The organism is Proteiniphilum sp., assembly GCF_040307845.1.
Classification (GTDB): domain Bacteria; phylum Bacteroidota; class Bacteroidia; order Bacteroidales; family Dysgonomonadaceae; genus Proteiniphilum.
In genome coordinates, this window is the sequence record NZ_JAWRIS010000062.1 from 34,268 (window position 1) to 58,340 (window position 24,073).

Below are 24,073 nucleotides of genomic sequence, written 5' to 3' on the forward strand. Positions count from 1 at the left end.
GTTTAGTAAGCATAACCCGGATTTTGTATCAGCAACGGGTTGGGTGTAACATCTTCCGTTCCAAAACGGTTATAATAGTTTCTCTCAAGGAATAACCTTGTCTGTTTGGGTAGTTTTTCTCCAATTTCAAACACATATTTACCTGTCCGCACATCCAACCAGGGATACAAAGCTTTCCCCCTGAACCCTGTAAGTCCGCCCTGGGCTACCGGCAGATGGGCAATCCGCCATCGTTTCATGTCCCAGTAGCGATGGTTCTCGAAAGCGAGTTCAACCTTGCGTTCATGCCGTACTTTTTCTATGGTGAGCTCATCCTGGGTAATTTCCCTGATGCCCGCCCGGTCACGTATTTCATTGACAGCCCAAAGGGCTTCGCTTGTTTTGGGAGAACTCATTTCCAGGCATGCTTCTGCATAGTTAAGATAAATCTCACCTAAACGGAACATCACAAAAGGAGTAGAAGATTTCCTGTCATCAATATTGGCCAGGTCATCCAGTGTTTCATCCATAAACTTGCGTTGGTAAAACCCGGTTTTCGAGGCATCACCTGCATCCGCCCCTCCATCCTTACCCGACAAGATACCGGAGTAACCGGGGAGAGTGACCGCAACCTCATCACTTGGTTGTTTCGATGCCACATACTTCGTCCCATTTTGATCAATTACTCCTCTACGCCATTCCATCACGCTCCCCCTTAAAGGATACCCGGGAACATACACAGTGGCAAACAGACGAGGGTCTTTGTCCTTGAACAAGTCTAAAAGATTATCGTATTGAATAGGTGTGGCACCGTTTGCAATTCTCAACTCACCAGGTGTTCCGTCTATATATTCAAAAGCCTCTATCATTTCTAACACAGGAGAAACCCCGCATCCCCAACCACCTTGGCGGTAAGAGAACGGAATATTCATTTTATCCCACATGTGGCCTCTCCCTCCTGCCACGTTATATTGTTTTTGGAGGATATACTCGCCGCTGTTACCATTCGTTGTAGCAGAAAAGATATGATAAAAATTATCGGCCCTTGCTTCGGTTGTATTCGCGGTAGACCTTGGCAAGCTATAATTAGACATATCATGCAACAGCTCGTAAGAGGCATCATGTGAAGACTTAAAAAAGCGTTCAGCCTCGGTTTCCGGAATACATACATATCCCCTGGCTACAGCAGTACCGGAGAGTGAAAGTGTCTTTGAATATTTGGCAATCGTACCGGCATATAATCCGGCACGGGAACAAAGGGCCAATGCCGCACCTTTCGTAACACGATATTTCGATGCATCGGGACGGGTTTGGGGAAGTATATCCTTTATAGCATTACATTCATTGATAATGAAATCATATATTTCTGCCTCTGTATTCCGAGCAGCATACATCGAAGAGGGGTCAGCCGGATTGTACTGTTGGGGTTCAGTCAACAATGGCACTCCACCATAACGTTTCACCAATCCAAAATACTGATATGCACGAATCCATCGTGCTTCCGCATCGAGTTGCTCTTTTTGGGCATCATTCAGGACATCCGACTCTGCCACTTTTTCAATAAAGTCATTCGTATTACGGATATAGACATATCTCGTGCTGAGCGGATCATTCAAAATCCAATCATTATAAGTATATACGGCATCTGCATTACTAAACAACGGATTTTTCTGGTATGAACCTTGTGCCTCATCAGACATGGTAGTCGGGTTACGCAGGTCAGACTTGCTGCCATAATCCCAATAATCGAAGTCCTCGTGCTTAATACCGGCATCATACATGTTGACAAGCACTGCTTCTATGGCTTTGGGATTAGTCCAAACCAAGTCGGGGGTAATTATACCACTGATATCTTCCCGGTTGAGGTAGTCATTGCATCCCACCATTGAAAATGCAATAATACCAATAAGAGTTATTATTTTATATTTATTACGTTTCATAACGACTTCATTTTAAAAAGTTATGTTAGCACCAATATTGTAAGATTTTTGTTGGGGATAATAACGCAATCCGCTATTATTACTTTCCGGATCAACATACTTCATCAATCCATCTCTACTTGTAAATGTCAACAGATTGTTTCCACTCACATAAAAACGAAACTGGTCTATGTTCCACTTCGACAGGAAGCTTTTAGGCAATGTATATCCTACTTCTAACGTTTTTAACCTTAGATAATCTGCTTTGTGCAAAGACCACGAATTATTGCTCCTGTTGTCTTCAAACCCGGCCACCCTTGCCGCCGGCATCATTCCTGCAATCCAGTTACTGTAAGGGTTTGTAGGGTCTTCCCGGTGCCAGCGGTCTGTCATAACAGCCAAACCATTCCCAAGCCCTTGCTGTACAAACGTATCCAGGATATCACCCGCCACATAAATATCGTGTCCGGCAGCTCCCTGGAAAAACAAAGTAAGATCAAAGTTCTTATACGCTCCACTCATATTCAAACCGTAATACATCCGTGGCGTGGCACCGTGTCCGATAAGTTGTTCGTCATTCAGGTCAATGATACCGTCTCCATTAAAGTCTTCAAACTTCAAATCCCCCGGAAGAAGCGACTTATTCCCATTTCCATCCTGAATGGGGGAGTTCAGGATTTCTTCGAAAGATTGGAATTGTCCTACAACCTTCCTACCCCAACGGATATCTTTGTATCTTCCATTGGTATTATTCCGCCAGTCATCATACATATTCGTAGAGGCCGATCGCTCTACATAATCATTCTTAATACGGGTAACCGAGAAATTGGCACTTATATCATAATAGAAATCCTGGATATTATTCCGGTGTCCGATCTTTAACTCAAAACCGGTATTGATATCAGAATTGAGGTTTTCTTCCGGCATCGTTTCTCCAAAAGTCGAAGGCAGTGAATCCGTCCGTCTGGCCGGAAGTCCTGTGCGGTGGCGAAGGAACCAGTCAAATTCAGCTGATAACAAACCCTGCTTATACGATGCCTCAAATCCAATATTCGAGATTTTCGATTTATACCATGTCAGCCATGGATTAGCCATTCCCCGGCTGATCATACCGGAGATCAGTCCCCCTGTTCCCATGACGTAACTTCCTTGATATTTATAACCATCAAGATACTGGAAAGCTTCATAATTTCCTTCGTCTCCCAATTCGGCAAAAGATCCCCTTATCTTGATATTGTCGAACGGTGTATTCAAATCTTTAAAGAATGGTTCTTCCGACAAACGCCATCCGGCCAATACACCGGGAAAGAATCCCCAGCGGTCACCGGCCCTGTATTTATAAGTACCATCATACCGGAAATTGAATTCTACAAGATAGCGATTGTCAAACGCATAATTGAGACGCCCGACAAGTCCTGCATGAGCCGTCTCCAGGCTTCTACCTCCATTGGACATATTCTCTATGTCGCCATAGTCCATATCATCAACAAGTCCTATCGCGAAGAATCTTCTGGCCATTACGTCCGTTGTCCGGTCATCATACATTTCCCATAAGAGCAGTGCCCCCACGTCATGTTTTTCTGCAAACTTACGGTTGTAATTGAGTGAATACTGGTAGGTAGGCTTATAATAATTCTCCTGCTTGGATTCAAGATTCGAGTTGTTACGGATAGCAATCGGAGTATAGAAATCGGCATTGGCATCATAGATATAGTTGTATGCCTCTTTTCCCCAGCTTTTCCACTCTTTGTTCGAATAATCATAGGCAATCATCGCCTTTGCCATCAACCCTTCTACCCAGGGTATCTGCCAATTGAAGGTCAACGAGCTGTTGAATTCCCTACGCATACGGTTTTCATAACCGGCATTGTCGATATAGGAGGTCTGAATAACATTCGGAGAGTTTCCTGTTGCCTGCCAATACAGCGGATCGTCATTTGCATATTGGGAATAGGTAGGAATTGCCTGTTGGGCCGATGCAAATAATTTGTCTGCCTCAAAAGGCCGTTTCCTTTTATCGTATCTTCCACCAATGCGGAGTTCTACATCAAAGCCTTTGGCAACCTCCACTTTTACATTTGAACGCAAATTATACCGGTTATAATTCCAGTCTTTCGATTTCAATATCCCTTCTTGCTCCATAATACCTGCAGACAGGAAGTAAGAAACCTTGTCCGTTCCACCCGATATGCTCAAATTGTGGCTGGATTGAGGGGCCGAATCACGGATTGTCCCATTCCACCAATCTGTCCCGGCACCGGCTTTATATCTCGCCAATTCATCATTGCTATAGGCAGGCTGCCCTCTCCAAGGATTTACATTATAAATAGCCTCATTATAAAGTGCGGCATATTCGTATGAATTCATCCAATCGGGATAGCGTGTATTTTGTTGCCAGCCATAATAGAACCCGTAATCGATTTTCGACTCGCCCTTGGATCCCTGTTTGGTAGTCACCAACAATACCCCATTTGCCCCTTTAAAACCATACACGGCAGCTGCACCGTCTTTCAAGATAGAGACCGATTCAATATCATTGGGGTTAACCTGGGTATAATCACGCTCTACACCATCTACAATAACAAGCATACTCCCATAACCGCGGATATCCACCGAGGCATTGTCATCCCCCGGAGCACCACTGCGTTGTACGGCACGCAACCCGGGTAATCTGCCGGCCAGCATATTGGAAACATTGGGTGTCTTTACACTGACCAGCTCTTTTCCTTGTACTGCCGCCACAGCACCGGTCACGGAAACTTTTCTCTGTACGCCATATCCTACAACCACCAGTTCATCCAAAAGGGCTGCATTTTCTGTCATGACCACTTGCATATTATCTTGTCCATTCACGTCTTTCACGATAGACGTGAAGCCGACATACGAGAACTCGAGTTTCGAGTTCGGGGGGACAACCAGCGTAAAAACGCCATCAATATCGGTCATTGTCCCAACAGTTGGATTACCCTGGAGGGTAACGGTCACGCCAATAAGCGGCAACAGATCTTCATCTACAACAGATCCTTTTACACTTATGGACTGCTCTGAAGATACAATTTGTGCTTTCAAAAGAAAAGTGTCCAAAAACAGCGGATTTAATGTCAATAGGACGACCATGGTGAAAGATAATATCCACCGTGGTTTACAAGCCTTGATGGGCTTTTGCTCCAGTCTCTTTTTCATGTTCAACATATTTTAGAGTTTATAATCTGATTATTGATTATTTCTATCATTGTAAGTAGCGACACCTACAAATGAATCTGCACATCCGTAATAGAGGTAATATTTTCCTTCAAGGTAAGCAAGTCCTTCTGTAAACACTGTTCCGGAAGGATATTGTCCACTCTTTTCAAAATCAGCATCCGGCCAGAAAAACGGTTTGTCCAGGCGATCCAACACCTTAAAAGGATCATTCCTATCGAATAGGAATTGTCCCGCGGCATATGTTCCCGCCGGATAATTCGGATCTCGTTCTTCTTCATATCCGTTCTTTCCATTATAAATAAGTATTATTCCATCTTCTGTCATCAATGCCGGAGGTCCACATTCAGTCAGCCTGCTATCGAAATATCCATTCCGGGGCTTGACGATTTCCAATAAGTTATTGTTTTCGTCCAAAACCGGATCCCAATTGATCAAGTCATCTGATACAGCTGCGCAGACAGCCCTCTCTCCCCAATACATCACATACTTTCCATCGATTTTCTGAATGACGATCTTGCCATCTTTGAGGGTGGTTATAATGGATGCCGATTTGGAGTCCAGATCTTTAAAACGTCCATTATAGGCATTGCCGAAAGCCAGGCCATGTTTCTCCCAATGAATAAGATCGGTGGACGTAGCGACACACAACCGTGGATTCTTTTTGGCTCCTTCTGGATTATCCCTGTTCCAACCGGTATACAGCATTACATATAAACCCTCTTCTGTCATCGCAACACGGGGATCTTCACAACCACCTTTCCATTCCATCGCTTTAAAGTCGTCGTCATCAGGATATAGCACAGGGGTACTTCTCTTCTCCATGTGTATGCCATCTGTCGCTTCAGCATACCCTATCCGCGATGTACGAGACCCAATACCTGTAAAGGTATTGTCTTCGGCCCGGTATAGTACTACGATCTTGCCATCCTTCACCGTGGCAGCCGGATTAAAGGCATCACTTTCTTCCCATTTTATATTCATCTGTTGCATGGGACAGAAAAATTCCGTACTCTCTTGAGGTGAAATAACAGGGTTATCCTGTGCCCTGACAAAGGGTCCTAATGCCCAAGCGGGAAGATCCGAATTGGGCGAGGAAACACTCTCTTTATTCTTCTTTCTGGAGTCACAACCATGAAGAAAAACAAGTAGAATCAATGACAGGGAATAGAGAATTAGTTTATTCATTTTATTTAATATTATTGAATTGTTATATACACTTAATTTCTATAAACTTACCTTATCCACCCTTTACTATTTTTACACTGCTTGCTATTATATTCTTTGCAAGAGGATATGCCAGTAATTGTATCGAAGCAACAATTACCAAGGCATATTTAAGTGCAAAATCCTGAGAAATATAATAAGCAAGGCAAAGGAAAAGTATCAAACCCGATGCCCTACCGAGAAATAATCCCCATTCATGACTGAATATATACGTATATTCGTTGCGGTTTTCGATCTTCTTCGCGGTATCAGCAGCCTGCATCATGATTGGATTATAAGCAAGGTCAAACAACGGTTGAAAAATCGTTTTACACAATACAAACAATAGAACCCCGGTAGCGGAGAAAAGTATGCCATTAAACAAGGTACCGATAAAAAATATGAGCAACCCCGATCCGAATATTTTCAACCGGTCTTCCGGTTTGGCCATCCGCCCGAGAATATACACCAAAACAGCCGTGAGTGCCCCACTAATACTTTGTATCAAACCTAACGCACCTTCGTCTCCAACCAGTTTGAGAACAAGTATTGCCGGTGCGGTAACAAGAAATCCCTGTACCATCCCTTTCAGAGAAGATAACAAGAGCATTTTACGCCAGAGAGCGCAAAAACGCAAATAGATAAAATCCTTTTGGATAGGATTTTTAAATTTACCTCTCCAAAGAACGCTAACAGTATATAGAGTGATGATATTAACACCCAATGTCACCAGTAGATATGCTTGGTTGATATGTATGGTATAACTTAAAATAGTAGTACCTTCGAGAAAGCTGAGAAAAGCACCGATAACAAGCGGCACTGTAATGGATGTTATGGAAAAGAAGAAAGACTCCATTCCAAAAAAATAATTCCGGTTACCATCCTTTGTATTGTTCAATGTCAGCAAATAACGGTTTGTCCAGAAAAAACCGGATGCGGCTCCCAGCGAAAAACCGGTAATGCCGAGTTCGAGTATACCCAACGATTTCACCAACATCATGGCAAACATAGAAACTCCACTGAGCAAAATACCGGCAGCATACAATGTCTTCACACTCATATATTTCAATAGGAAACCATTCACCAGTGAGGTTGAAAGTACTCCTATATACATGAAAAGTTGATAGAAAGCAACCATCATAGGGTCACTCGTGTTACGCATGACATACGCCCCCACGAATATCTCCACCACGGGCAAGACAAGTGCATAAAGTAGATTCGTCTTCAATAAAGTACGCACATTCAATTCCTGCTCTTTAAAGAAGAGATATTCTTTCTGTAATCGGTTCATTTTGGATACTCGGTAATAGATTTATTTCAGTGTAGATATGATTTCTTTAATTGACAGTTGTGCTCCACATATTACCTCATCGCTTGCGCCGTAGTAGAGAGTTATTGTATCACCCTCTACCAACTGTCCATTTGTAAATACCACATTACCGAAGAAACCCGTCTGTTCATATTCAGCCATAGGTTCCATGATGGGCTCTACACTTCGCTCGATCACCCTGTAAGGATCTTCCAAATCTAACAACAAGGCACCCAGGCAATAACGGTGATTATCATCGGCCCCATGATAAATCTCTAACCAGCCATCGGCCGTTTTTATAGGAGCAGCCCCTGCTCCAACCCGGGCACAGTCCCACATACCTTTTCGTGATGTAGCTATGCATTGATGATTTCCCCAATGCAATCTATCGGGCGATTCCGCCAACCAGATATAATTTCCTCCCAAGACAGGACTACTCGGTCGGTGCAAGGCATAATATTTCCCGTTGATCTTTTCTTCAAAAATGGCACAATCTTTATTATGAGGAGGAAATATCATTCCATGGTGATCAAAACTCTTCCAGTCGGATGTATGCATAAGTCCCACTCCCACCGCTACCGGGGATACTTCAGTAAATGTAAGCCAGAAACCATCTTCCATGGAGGCTACACGGCAATCCTCGATGCCAAACGATTCGAGCTTCCCTTTCCCGAATATAGGAGGAAAGCGCGGTTCATCCTTAAAAGTCACACCATCTGTACTTGAGACCAAACGTAGATAGGACATTGTTGTGAGATAATCTTCTCCTTTATACCCGATGACGCGCGGGTCACTTGCATCTAAATTCGGGTCATCTATGTCGAAAGACAATACTTCTATTTCTCCCAGCTGATTGTATACAGGAAAACTGATAATACCCTCTTTTTGGATGGGTCGCTCAGCAACACGTAATAAGAGCCAGATTTTATTGTCATAACGGAATACACCCGGGTTCAACAAACAAGCTATTTCCATCCCGGATATCGCAGGATTCAAATCTGAAGGTCTCAGTAGTGGATTTTGAGGAAATCTTTTTGTAATGTCCATAACATTTACCAGTCATTAATTAATCTATAGTGAAAGTAGCCACCACCGGAAAATGATCCGAGGCTCCTTCGGCGTCATAGTATACCTTATATTCTTTCAGCTGAAAAGCCTTGTCCGGACCATATAATACATAATCAATGGTAGTTTCGGCGGGGCCGGGCGCCGGGACGGTGGGTCTCATATCAGGGAAACAGGGCATATTAAACCATCCGTGAAGCGTCGTCATTGGTTTTTGTGTCGGTTGTGCATTCATATCACCTCCCAATATTACCGGCGCATCCAACTCTTTTACAATGCCCAAGATTTCATGCACCATCTTCATCCGGGAAGCATCATTGCCCTTGTGGTCGAGGTGGGTAGCCGCAAAATAAAATTCTTTACTCCCTTTCTGCACTTTTATATACCCGAAAGAACGCACATAGTCCGTTTCTTCCACGCCATACAATTTATACGTTGCAGCATCCAATATAGGATATTTAGACAAAATTGCATTTCCATAATCACCCCCACTCTCTATATCAAGGGCATGAATAAAATAGTGGTATTTCATGCCGGTCAATTCCGAAAGTGTGGCCGGAACATCCGAAGGATTGATATCAGTAAACCGCTCAATCTCCTGAAGAGAGACTAGATCAGGGTTGATGTCTCTGATTACTTCAGCGATCTTGCCTATAGAGGAATTGCGGGTACTATAGATATTATACGTGACCGCCTTTATTGTATCCTCATTTTCGTCAGCCTTCCCCGGTGAGCAAGAGAGCAGGATGAGACCTATCACACATGATAATAGCGGGTGGAAATGCACAGGTAAAATATTCATCTACAAAAATAGTTATGTATTCATTCATCAAGCAGCAGCAAAAGTAAACCTCTCGTTCCAGAAAAATATATACTATAATGCCAAAATACTATATAGACTATTCATAGGGTTGTTTAACCCTGTATTTGGAATACAGATTTATCCTTTTTGTATATATTTGTAACCCGACTCCCGAAAATTTTCACTTGAAATTTTCAATGTTTGAAAATCAATGGGACCTCTAAAATATGAATTATGACCCATCTTCTTTCGAGATTGTTTTTTATACTTTTCTTCCTTTTGATCATTCCGGAAATTTTTGCTAAAAATATCGTAAGAAACATTACGAATATGGATGGTCTCTCCAATAACTCGGTAAATTGTTTTTTGGAAGACTCGCACAATATGTTATGGATTGGTACATGGGATGGGCTGAATTCATTCAACGGACGCGACTTTGTCTCCTACCGTTACACGTTGGAAGATGAATTCTCCATAAGCAACAATATAATAAGGAATATCATTGAACCTGACACTGCCTCTATCTGGATAGCCACAGACCACGGACTTAACAGATGGGACCGTGCAAGTGAAAAATTCCACAGGTATTTCGTTGAGTCCAATTCAGATAGCCATAAAGGGAATAATTTCTTATTGGTTTCTTCCACTTCTACAGGAACTGTCATATGTTATGTGCAATCGGTGGGGTTTTGCTTCTTTGATAAGGCAGAAGATAAATTTGTAAAAATTAAAGGTGCACAAAAAAAAGATATTACCAACTTCATCATAGACGCTGCTGACAACATCCATATATTATATAATGACGGTAGACTCTATAACTATGAACTTGATTACGAACGTCAATCATTTATTTCCGGAAAAAACTATCTTTCAGAGAAACCGATCAAGCAAATTTTCCATACCGGCAATATGCTCATAGCCGAGTATGTGGATTATGTGAAAATTATTGATGCTGATATGGATGAAAAACATGTAATACCTACTCCTCCGAATAAAAAAGTATCTCAAATAACCAGTTTCAAGGAGCAGCTAGTGATTGCATTTATTGAAGGAAACTGCCTATACTACGATCTTCATACCGGAACCAGCAGAAATATGGAGGAATTACCCGAAAAAGTTTCCATCTTCACATTGTATACGGGCACACAAGATATTTTATGGATAGGCACAGATGGAAAAGGAATTATACAACTTTATCAGGATTATTCATCTTTCAGTCGTGTAAAAACAGATTTCCCAGTACGCTCTTTTAACAAAGATGAGAATGGGGAAATGCTCATCGGCACGAAAGGAGAAGGCATATTAAAGCTGGAGATAGGAACAAATAAAGCCATTGAGTATGCTTCTACATCAGAGGGTCTTATTTCCAATCTTATTTATTCTATGGCCAAAAACAAGGATGGAGACATTTTCGTGGGCACAGAAGAATACGGGATCAATATTATCCGAAAAGATGGACAAGTCCAGACATTGGTGATGCCGACAGGTAGTATCAATTTCAGGGCTATCTATACCATGTTCCTCACTGAGAATGACAAAGTACTGTGGCTGGGAACAGCTGGTTACGGATTAATCCGCATCTCCATCAAAAAGGAGAATGGCCTGTATGTAGCCACCAACGTAAGACAATATATTCCGGACAGTTCCGATATGTCTATCACCAATAATATTATTTATTCCATTATCAGAGGAAAGTCAGACAATGAATTATGGATAGGAACTAGAAGAGGGGGGATATATCTATTCGATATCAATAAGGAAATATTTGTAAACCTGGAGGATATAAATGCTTCGTTGGTCTTATCAAACTATGATGTACTTACACTCCTCGGCAATAGAAGTGGCAGTATTTGGATAGGGACAAGTTACGGTCTAAACCATCTATCAATGGATAGTATTCCTGTATTAAAAAAATATGGCTCACCTGAAGGACTTATTAATAATACGATACATGGAATCATAGAAGATGGTAAGAACAATATATGGATTAGTACGAACCAAGGGATCGCATCCATAGACCCCACAACTACGACTGTCAACAACTATTCTATCCGTGACGGTCTTCATAATAATGAGTTTGCCGATGGAGCTTACTATTACGACAATGGTACCATATTCTTCGGAGGTGTAAATGGATTGACATATTTCAATCCTGATCATATTCATTTCAGGGATTATAAACCCCGGATAAGCCTAAGCAAGCTCCGGATATATAATGACGATCAAAAGATTCAAGACCGAATAAAAAACAACACGTTGGAACTTTCATATAATGAGCCTTATGTATCATTGACATTTATCGCGCATGAGTTCATCAACAATAAAAACTGTGAATATAGGTACCGCATCCACAATCTGCATAATAAGGATGTATGGATATACAATGGAAATAACCCGAACATCATTATGACAAAATTACCCTCCGGGAAATATATACTGGAAGTGGAATGTACAAACGGAGACCGGGTATGGAATGATATGAGCTATTCTTTAACCCTTTCCGTGGGATATCCATGGTGGTTAAGTATTTGGGCTTTCATTGGGTATTTCCTGCTTCTTGCCACGATTACCATGGTTACCATATCATTTATAAGGAACAGGATCCGGCTTAACAGGCAACTGATGATAGAACAAATAGAAAAGGAACATAAACAAAAGACACATGAAGCCAAGCTGGATTTTTTCACCAATGTGGCACATGAATTTTTCACCCCTCTCACACTCATCTTCGGCCCGGTGCAACATCTTCTGGACAATGCCGATCTCGACAGCTATGCCAAGCATTATATCTATATCATCAAAAATAATGCAGAAAGGATGCAGAAATTAATCAGCGAGTTGATTGAATTCCGTAAAGCCGAGTCAGGACAACCCAAACTGAAACCGGAAAAAGTGGATATACATGCATTAATCGAGTATACTACTGATAGTTTCCGGGAAATGGCTATAGAAAATAAAATTGATTTAAATCTGAATATAGAGGTTGACGCTCCCTTTATTACGGACGGCAGTGCATTGGAAAAGGTGATATTCAATCTTGTATCGAATGCGTTTAAATATACTCCGGTGGGTGGCCGTATCAATATTGATGCATTTCTCGAGAGTGACCACAGGTTCACCCTCAAAATAAGAAATACCGGCAGGGGATTGAGTGAAAAGCAGATGAATGAAATATTCGATAGATACAGAATGTTCGACACCCCAAAAATGAGAAATAGCGTCAGTTCCGGAATAGGGCTGAATATGACAAAGCAACTGGTTAATTTACTCGGGGGCAACATCTTTGTGGAGAGCGTGCAACATGAATACACACAGTTTTCTATCGAACTGTATGCTATGCACACAGGAGAACTCGGGCTGACAGGGAGAGTATCCGATATGGAACATCCTATCAATGAGAATAGGGAAATTGGCAGGAAGAAAGATATCTCCATCCTGGTTGTAGAAGATGAAAAGGATATCAGAACATTATTAAAGGATATACTTGCTCCAAACTATAATGTCATTGAAGCCGAAAATGGAGAAGAAGCGCTGAGGATAATAGAAAAAAACATTCCGGATATCATACTGACAGATATGCTTATGCCATTATTAGACGGTATGGGTTTTATTGACAAGGTCAAATCCAATGGACTAACGTCACATATCCCCATTATCAGTATTACAGCCAGAACCTCTATCGAAGACAACATAAAGGCTTTGGAGCATGGAGCTGATCTATATATCACCAAGCCTTTTCATCCGGCCCATATACAAAGCGCTGTAAAAAACATTCTTAACCGTAATCTGCAAATGAAAAGGTACTATTCTTCCAGTCAATCTTCCATCACCGTAAAAGGAGGGGAATTCCTTCACAAAGACGATGAGGTATGGCTAAAGAAAATAATGCAATTCATAGAAAAGAATATCGAAGACGAGTCTCTAAGTATTGATAGTATTTCCGATTACATGGGTATAAGTAGGACCAGTTTGTATCGTCGTTTAAAGGATATAATAGATAAAACACCCAGTGAGTTCATCAAGGACATTCGTCTTGAACATGCTGCATTGTTATTAAAGACAACGAAATTAACGGTCAACGAAATTATTTTTAAATCCGGATTTTCCAATAATTCCCATTTTTATAAGGAATTTAAAAAAAAGTACAACTTGTCTCCTTCTAAAATAAGGAAGGATAACTGATAAAAGAATTTACACTCAGTCTCAGGTCTCAGGTGAAAATATACAAAACCGTTAAGCATCTTTATACCCCCAATGGCAAGTATCGTGTGATGATTCGGATCAATCTCTTGTTACGAAAAATATATCCCGGAAACTTGAATGGATTTGAATTTGCAAGCATAGCACAATCTTATCGGAATGCGATTATTAAAATACGATTATTATATTTTGGTAATTAAAAAATAATATGTTTCTTTGTATACATTTTTAATAGAAAAACATGAAGAATCCTTTTTTAGTGAGCGGCTATATTTCGCAGGAATATTTTTGCGACAGGAAAGAAGAAAGTAATACGTTGATAAAACTGGTTACCAACGGTAATAATATCATACTTGTCTCTCCTCGAAGGATGGGAAAAACAGGACTTATTGAACATTGTTTTCACGATCAAAAAATTGCAGACGATTATTATACTTTTTTTGTAGATATTTATGCGACAAGCAATTTAGCGGAATTTGTCTATAAACTAGGAAAAGAAATTTATGAGCGGTTAAAACCCAAAGGAAAGTCGTTCATCGATAACTTTTTCGCCGTAATAACCTCTTTACGTGCAGGATTCAAGTTAGATCAACTGACAGGGTTTCCCATTTTTGACATCGGAATTGGTGAAATAAAATCACCCGAATTTACTTTAGAGGAGATTTTTACATATCTCAATACTGCAGATAAACCTTGCATTATTGCCATAGACGAATTTCAACAAATTGCAAAATACCCTGAAAAAAATATAGAAGCTATTCTCCGCACACATATACAAAAAACGATAAAGTCCAATTTTATTTTTTCGGGTAGCCAGCGCCATATTTTACACGAAATGTTTTTCTCCCCCTCAAAACCTTTTTATCAAAGCGCAGTACTTCTGTCGCTGGATGTGATTGACAAAGAAGAATACATACAATTTGCTTCAAAACTCTTCAAAAAAGGGAAAAAAGATGTGGATGACGCTTACATCGAAAAAGCATATACTATTTTCGAGGGACATACATTTTATGTACAATCTGTATTGAATCAATTATTTTCAGAACTTAACGAAGATGAAAAATGTACCCATGAAATTTTTGAAAAAGCGGTGTTAAACCGAATCTATTCTTATGAAACCTTGTTCTCCGAAATTCTAAATCTATTGTCCGACCGGCAAAAAGAATGTCTCCATGCAATCGCCAAAGAAGGTAAGGCAAGAAGCATCACAGGAGGTAACTTCATAAAAAAGCACTCTTTGCACTCTGCTTCTTCCGTCCAAACAGCATCACGGCAACTGCTCGACAAAGAAATTCTAACTAAAAATCGTAATACGTATGCAGTTTACGACAGATTCTTTGCATTTTGGCTACAAGCATACTTTGGCCCGAGGTCGTCATTAAAATTTGATTACTAATAAATTAACAACACCATGCTTGTAAGAGTAACTTATATGAAACAACATATATGAAACCGTCAGTTCCGAAATGCATTGAACATGATTATCTTAATATCCAATTCATCAATTGCAGATATCTGGAATTGAATAACTCCATCTATTCCCCCAAGAGAATTTCCTAAAAAACAGCCATTTCATTTTCAAAATGGTTACTTTTGCTATGAATTTCCATCATTCAATATAAAACGGAATTCAAAACAGCATCTTTTGTGCATTTTTAATACTAAAAACATAGTAAAACAATCATAAGGTTATTTTTTATCGAAAAATATAACTTTTTTACCGTTTTTATTTGGATTGTCAAACAAATTGATTATTTTTGCAGCATATTTATTTCACAACAATAAAATCAGGGGGATAAAAGAGCCCCGGTTATCAAACTTTCATTGATTATGTCAACATTACGTTTTAAAGCAGTAGAAGAAGCATCGAAGAGAACGCCCGTGGAAGTGGCTCCACCGACACACCTTCCTTCGGAGTATTATGGCAAGTATGTGTTCAACCGGACACAAATGGCCAAATATCTCTCCAAGGAAACAATGAATATCGTGTTGGAAGCGATCGACCGGGGTATTACGCTGCACCGGGGCATTGCCGACCATGTGGCGGCCGGCATGAAGATGTGGGCCATGGAGATGGGTGCCACCCATTACACCCACTGGTTCCAACCGCTCACCGAAGGGACTGCCGAGAAACATGACTCTTTTATCGACTATATCAACGGACCCGACGGGGGGATCATCGAACGGTTTTCCGGCAAACTGCTGGCACAACAGGAACCCGACGCGTCGAGTTTCCCCAGCGGCGGCATCCGCAACACCTTCGAAGCGAGGGGATATACCGCGTGGGATCCTTCTTCACCCGCTTTTATCATCGACGATACGTTGTGTATCCCTACCGTTTTTATTTCCTATACGGGAGAAGCGCTGGATTACAAGACACCATTGTTGAAATCGCTTTCGGCGGTGGATAAGGCGGCCGTGGAGGTTTGTAAACTGTTTACCCCCGATGTGAAAAAGGTCTATTCGTACCTCGGATGGGAACAGGAATATTTCCTGGTGGACCAGGCGTTATACGCTGCCCGTCCCGACCTGAGCTTGACGGAGCGCACCCTTATGGGACATGAAAGCGCCAAGAACCAGCAGCTGGAGGACCATTACTTCGGGGCAATTCCCCCGCGTGTGGCATCCTTTATGCGGGAGGTGGAGCTGGAAGCCTATAAATACGGCATTCCCTTAAAGACCCGCCACAACGAGGTGGCGCCCAACCAGTTCGAACTGGCACCCATTTATGGAGAGACCAACCTGGCAGTCGACCAGAACCTGCTCATCATGACGCTGATGCACAGGATTGCTGCCAAACATCATTTTAAATTGCTGTTGCACGAGAAACCATTTGCCGGCATAAACGGATCGGGCAAACACAACAACTGGTCGCTGGGTACGGATACCGGTATCGGACTGTTCACTCCGGGCAAAACCGCCAATGAAAACCTGTTGTTCGTCACTTTTTTAGTGAACACACTGAAGGCGGTCTACAAGCATAACGGATTACTGAAAGCCTCCATCATGTCGGCCAGCAACGCGCACCGTCTGGGTGCCAACGAAGCGCCTCCCGCCATCATCTCCATCTTCCTGGGAACAGAGATCACGGCCGTGCTCGACAAACTCGAACAGAGTTCCGAAGATGACGATATCACCGTGGATGAACTGAAGCAGATGAAATTGGGTATCGCCCATATTCCCGAAGTACTGATAGACAACACCGACAGAAACCGCACATCACCATTTGCTTTCACCGGCAACCGGTTCGAATACAGGGCCGTGGGGTCATTGGCCAACTGCTCATCGGCAATGACCGCACTGAACTCCGTGATGGCAGCCCAACTGATCGACTTCAAGAAGGAGATCGACGCGAAAATGAAAAAGGGGATGAAGAAAGAACAGGCCATCTTCGACACGCTCCGCCTCTATATCAAGGAGTCGAAACCCATCCGCTTCAACGGCAACGGCTATAGCGACGAATGGAAGGAAGAGGCCAAAAGACGCGGATTAGACTGCGAGACCAGCGTGCCCGTGATCTTCGACCGGTACACGTCGAAAGAGTCGGTGGAGATGTTCGAAAGCATCGGCGTACTGAACGAGAAGGAACTCCATGCACGCAATGAGGTGAAATGGGAGACCTATACCAAGAAGATCCAGATAGAAGCTCGGGTGCTGGGCGACCTCTGCATGAACCATATCATCCCGGTCGCCACGGAATACCAGTCGATGCTGCTCGACAATATTTATAAAATGCATGCCGTCTTCGACAAGGAAAAGGCCGACAGGCTGTCGAAGGAAGATGCCGCGCTCATCGAGGAGATCGCGGATCATATCTCGGCGATAAAAACCAATGTGGACGATATGGTGGAAGCCCGGAAAGCGGCCAATAAATTAGAGGATGCCCGCGAGAAAGCCGTCGCTTACCACGACAAGGTGGAGGTCTATTTCAATGTGATCCGCTATCATGTGGACAAACTGGAACTGATCGTGGATAACCAGATGTGGACCCTGCCGAAATATAGAGAACTGTTATTCATAAGTTAAGCCTCACAACTTCAAATGTAATTTTCACATTTATTTGAATAGCAGGTAAGTGATTATCTGCTATTTTTTTGGCTCAAAACTTAGGCTAAAATTAAAAAAAAGACGCAAAATGGGACAGGAAAATACATTCAGGAACCTCCGGAAATTCGAAAAAGAGTCGCTCTACTCTTTTCAGAACGAGCACGATGCCTGCGGTGTCGGTCTGGCAATGACATTGACGGGCGAAAAATCGCACGACATTGTGGAGAAGGGACTGCAAGTGCTGGAGAATATGGTGCACCGGGGCGCGGAAAGCGCCGACAACATCACCGGCGATGGTGCGGGAATACTGGTACAGATACCGCATGAGTTCATCCTTTTGCAGGGGATTGCGGTGCCGGCGGAAGGGCGGTACGGTACGGGAATCGTATTCCTGCCGCGGGAAGAGGAGAAAAGGGAGTATTGCCTTTCCCTCATCAAGGAGAAAGCCTATGAAGAGGATCTTTCGCTCTTCCATGTCCGTGATGTGCCGGTCAACAGCGGTTGCCTGGGCGAGATCGCACTCGCCAACGAACCGGTAATCAAGCAATTGTTCGTTACCGGCCACTTCCCCCCCGATGAACTGGAAAGGAAACTCTATATCCTGCGGAAAAAGGTGGAAAAGAGCATCTATGGTTCCGAAATAGCGGAAGAGCGCAGTTTTTATATAGTAAGCCTCTCCACCCGGCAGATGATCTACAAAGGGATGTTGTCGTCAATACAACTCCGCCAATATTTCCCGGATCTCACCAACCCCAATTTTACCAGCCGTGTGGCGCTAGTGCATTCCCGGTTCAGCACCAACACCTTCCCTACATGGGATCTGGCGCAACCGTTCCGGATGCTGGCGCACAACGGTGAAATCAACACCATCCGCGGTAACCGCCAATGGATGCAAAGCCGGGAAAGCGTATTGCAGTCGGATTTTTTCCCTGATATTACAGCACTCTATCCTGTGGTCCAGCCCGACATGAGCGACAGCGCCTCCGTCGATAACGTGTTGGAATTCCTGGTAATGTCGGGCAAGACACTCCCGCATGCCATGGCGATGCTGGTTCCCGAAAGCTTCAATGAGAAGAACCCCATTCCCGACGGTGTGAAAGCGTTCTACGAGTACCACAGTATGCTGATGGAACCGTGGGACGGCCCGGCCACGCTGATCTTCAGCGACGGGCGTTATGCGGGTGGCATGCTCGACCGCAACGGATTGCGACCGGCACGGTACACCATCACCCACAGCGGCATGATGATCATGGCATCGGAGACGGGAACCCTCGCCTTCAAACCGTCCGACATCAAACAGATGGGACGCCTCAAACCGGGAAAGATGATGATGGTCGACACGCTGACCGGCACCATCTATTCTGATGCGGAATTAAAAGACACGCTGGCAAAAGCATTCCCATACCGTGATTGGTTGAGCAGGAACTGCCTGAAACTGGATGACATCTCTTCGGGACGAAGCGTGAACAACGATGTAGCCCACTATGAAACCCTGCTGAAAGCATTCGGCTATTCGGTGGAGGATATCAACGTACTGATCAAACCGATGGCATTGGAAGGGAAGGAACCCGTTTCGTCCATGGGGAACGATGTGACGCTGGCGGCGCTGTCCGACAAGCCGCAACGCCTGTTCAACTATTTCCGACAGCAATTCGCACAGGTAACCAATCCCCCTATCGACCCGATCCGGGAAGAACTGGTAATGTCTTTGACTGGTTATTTAGGTGCCGTGCACCAAAATCTCCTCAAAGACATTCCTACTTTATCGGGTATCGTGAAAGTCAAAAGCCCGATCCTGACCAACACACAGTTCGACATCCTGCTGAACCTGCGGTACAAAGGATTCTCCTCCGCCATCATCCCCATGCTGTTCGACCCGGAAAGCGGCGCCGAAGGGATGCGGAGAGCGCTGGAACAGATGTGCGCTTCCGTGGAGAAAGCGATCGACGACGGTAAAAATTACATTGTATTGAGCGACAGGGGCGTGGATGTGGAACATGCACCTATCCCCTCCTTATTGGCCACTTCGGCCGTACACCACTATCTGGTGGAAAAACGCAAAAGGATGCAGATTGATATCGTGGTGGAGAGCGCGGAGCCGCGGGAAGTGATGCATTTCGCCCTGTTATTCGGCTTTGGCGCCAACGCCATCAACCCTTACATGGTCTTTGCGATCCTTGCGGAGAAGATAAAATCGGGAGAGATCGCACTCGATCTCGCCACGGCAAAGAAAAACTATATCAAATCAGTCAACAAGGGATTGCTGAAAGTGCTTTCTAAAATGGGCAACTCCACCCTGAGGAGTTACAGAGGCGCGCATATCTTCGAAGCCATCGGCATCTCATCCTCCCTTTTGAATAGTTACTTCAAAGGTACTTCTTCAAAAATAGAAGGGATCGATATGGAAGATGTCGCCCAGGAGGTGCTGCAACCGTTTTTCGAAGCATTTTACAACGACGGTAGTGAACCGTTCCATCTCCGGAACCTGGGGAATTATGCCTACAGGAACGACGGGGTGTACCACGCCTGGAACCCGGAAACTATCGCCCGGCTGCAAATAGCCACCCGCACGAACAATTATGCGGTATTCAAGGAATATACCGCGTTGGTAGACAACAAGGAAAAACCGGCTTTTATCCGTGACCTGCTGGATTATAAGCGCAACCCTATCGATATCTCCGAAGTGGAACCGGCAGAAAACATCATGAAACGGTTCTGTACCGGCGCCATGTCCTACGGCTCCATCAGCAAGGAGGCGCATGAAGCGATGGCCATCGCGATGAACATCATCGGCGGACGCAGCAATACCGGTGAAGGAGGCGAGGACCCGGAACGGTTCCACCCGCAGGCGGACGGACTGTCACGACGGAGCGCCATCAAACAGATCGCTTCCGGCCGGTTCGGGGTCACCACTGAATACCTCGTCAATGCCGATGAACTGCAAATTAAAATCGCACAGGGGGCAAAACCGGGTGAAGGGGGACAGTTACCCGGATTCAAAGTAGATGAGATCATTGCCCGTACGCGACACTCCATCCCGGGCATCACCCTGATCTCTCCCCCGCCCCATCACGATATTTACTCCATTGAAGACCTGGCGCAGCTTATCTTCGACCTCAAGAACGTGAACCCCAACGCGAAGATCAGCGTGAAATTGGTGTCGGAGAGCGGTGTCGGCACCATCGCCGCCGGCGTGGCCAAAGCCAAAGCCGACCTGATCGTGATCAGCGGTGCCGAAGGAGGTACCGGAGCGAGTCCTTCCAGTTCTATCAAACATGCGGGACTGCCGTTGGAGATAGGTCTGGCGGAAACGCAACAGACACTGGTGGCGAATAACCTGCGTGGGGTGGTCACCTTGCAGACCGACGGCCAACTGAAAACCGGCCGCGACATTGTAATGGCAGCACTGCTCGGTGCCGAAGAGTTCGGCTTTGCCACCAGCGCGCTGATCGTACTGGGATGCGTGATGATGCGCAAATGCCACCTCAACACCTGCCCGGTGGGTGTCGCTACCCAAAACGAAGAACTGCGGCGCCGGTTCGTGGGTCGCCATGAATACCTCGTCAATTTCTTCCGTTTCCTGGCAGAGGATACACGCGAAAAACTCGCGGAAATGGGATTCAGGTCGCTCGATGAAGTGACCGGACGGGCTGATTTGCTCAATCGCAAACATTATCCGGAACTGCCTAAGACCGAAAAAGTGGACCTGGCAAAGATCACCTATTTCCCGAAAGAAGCCGGCATGCTTCCTCTGAGGAGGATAACTACCCAGCACCACAAGATCGATGACGTGCTGGACCGCATGTTGATTTCCGAAGCCCTTCCGGCCATCGAGCACCAACAGTCGGTCGGCATCAAGGCAGCCATAAGAAATACCGACAGGGCAGTGGGCGCCATGCTTTCGGGCGCCATTGCGACGCGGTACGGGCAAAAAGGACTGCCGGAACACACCATCTCGGCCTATTTTGAAGGATCGGCCGGACAGAGTTTCGGCGCATTCCTGGCCGGCGGGGTTACTTTCTACCTCCATGGCGACTGTAACGATTACTTGGGCAAAGGATTGTCCGGGGGACGTGTCATCGTCGCACCGGCCAAAGGCAGCAACTTCAAGTCGGAAGAAAACATCATCTGTGGTAACACATCGCTTTACGGAGCCACCTCGGGTGAGGTGTTTATCAGCGGTATCGCAGGTGAGCGTTTCTGCGTAAGGAACTCGGGCGCCACTGCGGTGGTGGAAGGCGCCGGCGACCATTGCTGCGAATACATGACCGGCGGATGTACGGTCGTTTTGGGCAGCACCGGAAGGAATTTCGCGGCCGGGATGAGCGGCGGCGTGGCCTATGTGCTGGACGAGAAAGGCGATTTCGATTTTTACTGCAATATGGAAATGGTGGAACTGACGCTGCTGGAAGAGATGTCCGACGTCAGGGAATTGAAAAACCTCATCTCCAAACACGCTCAATACACCAATAGCGAGATAGCCAAACAGATCCTCGACAATTGGGATTTTTACGTGACGCATTTTATCAAAGTAGTGCCTATTGAATACAAGAAAGTACTACAAGAGAGGAAGATGGCGGCGTTGAACGAAAAGATCGCCGTGGTCGAGAGAGATTATTGATTTTTTTCATTTACATCCGGCGAGGATTTAGTATAGCCGGTGAGGATTTACAATTGAAGCAGGAACCTTTAGGTATTTTGTGGGGACCCATAGCTCGCAATGAGTAAAAAAAGAGTAGTTGTTTGAGCGAAGCGAGTTTTTACTCTTTTTACTCATAAGAGCTAACATGGGTCACAAAATATCGGCAGTGGATGCTTCAATGGCAAATCCGGGAACTTTTGACAATCAAATTATCAAACAAAAAACAAAATGGGAAATCCAAAAGCATTCATGACGATACCCCGGAAAGATGCCGGCTATCGTCCCGTAAGCGACAGAATATATGACTACAGCGAGGTAGAACAGACACTCAACAGGGAGGACCGCAAGTTGCAGGCATCACGGTGCATGGACTGCGGCATCCCCTTCTGCCACTGGTCATGCCCGTTGGGTAACAAAATGCCCGAATGGCAGGACCATATCTACAAAGGCGAATGGAAAAAAGGCGTCGATGTATTGATGGAGACCAATAACTTCCCCGAATTCACCGGACGCGTCTGCCCCGCCCCCTGCGAAAAATCGTGTGTGCTGGCACTGCACGAAGCACCGGTCACCATCCGGGAGAACGAGGCATCGGTCACCGAAGTAGCGTTCAGGGAAGGGATGATCAAAGCCCATCCCCCGAAGCGAAGGACAGGCAAGAAAGTCGCCGTTATCGGCTCCGGGCCGGCAGGACTGGCGGCCGCCCAGCAGTTGAACCGGAAAGGACATTCTGTCACCGTCTTCGAGAAAGACCACACCCCCGGCGGACTGCTTCGCTACGGCATCCCGAATTTCAAACTGGCCAAACAGGTGATTGACCGGCGACTGGCGCTGTTAATTGAAGAAGGAATAGAATTCAGGACCCATACAACGGTAGGAAAAGATATCTCCGGAGCGCAGATCATGGGAGAATTCGACGCCATCTGCCTGGCAGTCGGTGCCGGAAAACCGAGGGACATCACCCCGGAAGGACGTGACCTGAAAGGAATCCACTTTGCCATGGATTTCCTTTCTCAACAGATCCGTATCCTGCAGAAGGAAGAACCCGAAACCGCATCCACAATATCGGCAAGAGGAAAGCATGTGCTGGTGATCGGTGGAGGCGATACCGGTTCCGATTGCGTGGGTACATCAATACGGCAAGGCGCCTTGAGCGTGACGCAGATCGAGATCATGCCCAAACCGCCCAAGGGACATAATCCCGCTACTCCATGGCCAAGCCCCTACCCGCAGGTGTTAAAAACCTCATCATCCCACGAAGAGGGTTGCGAACGCCGATGGTTGCTGAATACATTGAAATTCAGCGGAGAAAACGGACAGGTGAAAGAGGCGCTGGTGGAAGAGGTGAGTTGGGAAAAAGACGGGAACGGCCGTTTCAGCATGGTAACCACAGGGAAGAAAGAGGTGCTGAAAGCCGATCTAGTACTGCTGGCACTTGGCTTCGTCCATCCCGTACAGGAAGGATTACTGAATGAATTGGGTGTCAATTACGATGTCCGGGGCAATGTGGCGGTCGACAAACAGCACCGGAGCTCTGTGAATAAAGTTTTTGCCACCGGCGACGCCGTCATGGGAGCCAGCCTTGTGGTGAAAGCCATCGCCTCGGGCAGGAAAACAGCGGAAAATATTCATAAAATGCTTACGCCTCAGGAGAACGGTCTCGTATATGCCCCAATGGCATCATCCCTTTTATCAAAATAAAA

The 24,073-nt window shown here is 44.9% G+C and carries 11 protein-coding genes; 5 read left to right on the forward strand and 6 right to left on the reverse strand.

Annotated features, from left to right (window positions below; all coding sequences use genetic code 11):
• Positions 1-2: 2 nt before the first annotated feature.
• Genes ABV001_RS15935 through ABV001_RS15960 form a run of 6 tightly spaced genes read right to left on the reverse strand, consistent with a single transcriptional unit; the run spans position 3 to position 9,481 of the window.
• Complete coding sequence (locus ABV001_RS15935; RefSeq protein WP_352423726.1) at positions 3-1,919, reverse strand: RagB/SusD family nutrient uptake outer membrane protein; 1,917 nt, start codon at positions 1,917-1,919, stop codon at positions 3-5.
• Between the two features lie 12 nt (positions 1,920-1,931).
• The gene (locus ABV001_RS15940; protein WP_352423727.1) at positions 1,932-5,081 is read right to left on the reverse strand and encodes a SusC/RagA family TonB-linked outer membrane protein; all 3,150 of its coding nucleotides are present in this window, start codon (positions 5,079-5,081) and stop codon (positions 1,932-1,934) included.
• Positions 5,082-5,111: 30 nt separating this feature from the next.
• Positions 5,112-6,287 carry a beta-1,2-mannosidase gene (locus tag ABV001_RS15945; protein WP_294081282.1) on the reverse strand — a complete coding sequence of 392 codons (1,176 nt, stop codon included), beginning with the start codon at positions 6,285-6,287 and terminating at the stop codon, positions 5,112-5,114.
• A 52-nt stretch (positions 6,288-6,339) separates the two neighbouring features.
• Positions 6,340-7,596, reverse strand: coding sequence for an MFS transporter (locus tag ABV001_RS15950; protein WP_294081281.1), 1,257 nt, complete (start codon positions 7,594-7,596; stop codon positions 6,340-6,342).
• A 21-nt stretch (positions 7,597-7,617) separates the two neighbouring features.
• A complete protein-coding gene (locus tag ABV001_RS15955; protein WP_352423728.1) occupies positions 7,618-8,661 on the reverse strand; it encodes a glycoside hydrolase family 130 protein in 1,044 nt (347 codons plus the stop codon).
• A 19-nt stretch (positions 8,662-8,680) separates the two neighbouring features.
• Positions 8,681-9,481, reverse strand: a complete 801-nt coding sequence (locus ABV001_RS15960) for an endonuclease/exonuclease/phosphatase family protein (protein WP_352423729.1) — start codon at positions 9,479-9,481, stop codon at positions 8,681-8,683.
• Between the two features lie 330 nt (positions 9,482-9,811).
• On the opposite strand from ABV001_RS15960, the gene ABV001_RS15965 reads away from it, so the two are divergent.
• The 5 genes from ABV001_RS15965 (at position 9,812) to ABV001_RS15985 (ending at position 24,071) form a co-directional block, all read left to right on the forward strand.
• Positions 9,812-13,663: a hybrid sensor histidine kinase/response regulator transcription factor gene (locus ABV001_RS15965; RefSeq protein ID WP_352423730.1), complete on the forward strand. Its 3,852-nt coding sequence runs from the start codon at positions 9,812-9,814 to the stop codon at positions 13,661-13,663.
• Positions 13,664-13,922: 259 nt separating this feature from the next.
• Complete coding sequence (locus tag ABV001_RS15970) at positions 13,923-15,077, forward strand: AAA family ATPase (RefSeq protein WP_294081277.1); 1,155 nt, start codon at positions 13,923-13,925, stop codon at positions 15,075-15,077.
• Between the two features lie 434 nt (positions 15,078-15,511).
• Entirely contained in the window at positions 15,512-17,707 is a 2,196-nt protein-coding gene (locus ABV001_RS15975; RefSeq protein ID WP_294081276.1) for a glutamine synthetase III family protein, read from the forward strand.
• A 109-nt stretch (positions 17,708-17,816) separates the two neighbouring features.
• On the forward strand, positions 17,817-22,349 hold the full coding sequence (gene gltB, locus ABV001_RS15980; RefSeq protein WP_352423731.1) for a glutamate synthase large subunit: 4,533 nt from the start codon (positions 17,817-17,819) through the stop codon (positions 22,347-22,349).
• Positions 22,350-22,598: 249 nt separating this feature from the next.
• Positions 22,599-24,071: a glutamate synthase subunit beta gene (locus ABV001_RS15985; protein ID WP_352423732.1), complete on the forward strand. Its 1,473-nt coding sequence runs from the start codon at positions 22,599-22,601 to the stop codon at positions 24,069-24,071.
• Positions 24,072-24,073: the final 2 nt, after the last annotated feature.